Below are 1,018 nucleotides of genomic sequence, written 5' to 3' on the forward strand. Positions count from 1 at the left end.
GCCACCATTTGAAAAATAATTTTTTCTTATCTTCTCTCCATTTTGAGATGGAATAACTTCCGTTTTTAAAATTATTATATCACTTTTGTTGTTCCCTGATGTGCTTTCAGCAGCTACGAAATTCAAGTTGTACAGAATAGAAGATAACGCTAAAAATAAAGTTAATAATGCGATTTTCATAAGTTTGCGATAATTAATTTTTCTAATTTGCATTACAAATCAACTCCTTTCTTAGATTAAGAAATTTGAAAAATTATAATTGCCTATCACAATTTTAAATATCAGCTCTTAAACATTTTCGACTCACCTCTTGAGTGGTTTATTTATTTTATTATTATACTACGCATGTAAAAATACTCCAATTATAGTAAGATCAGACAAAAAATAGGCACATTCTCCCATTTTTGGAAAAATATCATACTATAAGTTCTAATAACTAATTTTCGGCATAGAAGAATAGAAAGACATGTTTAGGCTTGAATTTTTTTGTATAAAAATCTCCAAAAAACTTTTCAAAAACCTCTTTACAAATTGGTTTTTACTATTGTAAAATATATATGTAATTACAATTGTAAAAGAGAGTAATGTAAAAATGAAAAAGGATTTATTAAAGCCATCAAAAGCAGAGTTAGAGGTGAGATTAAAAAAAAACATTAAATGGGAGTGAAGAAAGGTTTATCAATAAAAATTGTTTTAATAAGGAAGAGAAATTAAAATTAATAAGAATGGTAAACATGTTTAGCATAAATAACTATGTTTTTAAAATATATAAGCTTGTTGAATAAAACAGATTAACAGAAAAGACAATAAATAGATATATATAAAAAGCCATCCTCCTTGAGGTAAAATATAGTAAGGGAAGACTAAAAACACCTAACTAAGGAGGATGGTAATGACTAATTTTATTAAAAAACAAAAACAAAAATTTTTAAATATACTTATGACAATTGAGAAAGTAATAAAAGCCCTGGTATTAAAAATAAAAAGCAGCAGGAGAGGAAGACCGAAGAAATTTAAG

General features: G+C 25.6%; 1 protein-coding gene and 1 pseudogene. One reads left to right on the forward strand and one right to left on the reverse strand.

Annotation, left to right across the window (positions count from 1 at the left end; genetic code table 11):
• A partial coding sequence (locus tag H964_RS01440) for a hypothetical protein (protein WP_039764123.1) occupies window positions 1–213 on the reverse strand: 213 nt, incomplete at its 3' end.
• 679 nt (window positions 214–892) lie between these two features.
• On the opposite strand from H964_RS01440, the pseudogene H964_RS12290 reads away from it, so the two are divergent.
• Window positions 893–1,018: pseudogene (locus H964_RS12290) on the forward strand (ISNCY family transposase); the annotation flags it as partial.

This window comes from Caldicellulosiruptor sp. F32 (assembly GCF_000404025.1).
Taxonomy (GTDB): Bacteria; Bacillota; Thermoanaerobacteria; order Caldicellulosiruptorales; family Caldicellulosiruptoraceae; genus Caldicellulosiruptor; species Caldicellulosiruptor saccharolyticus.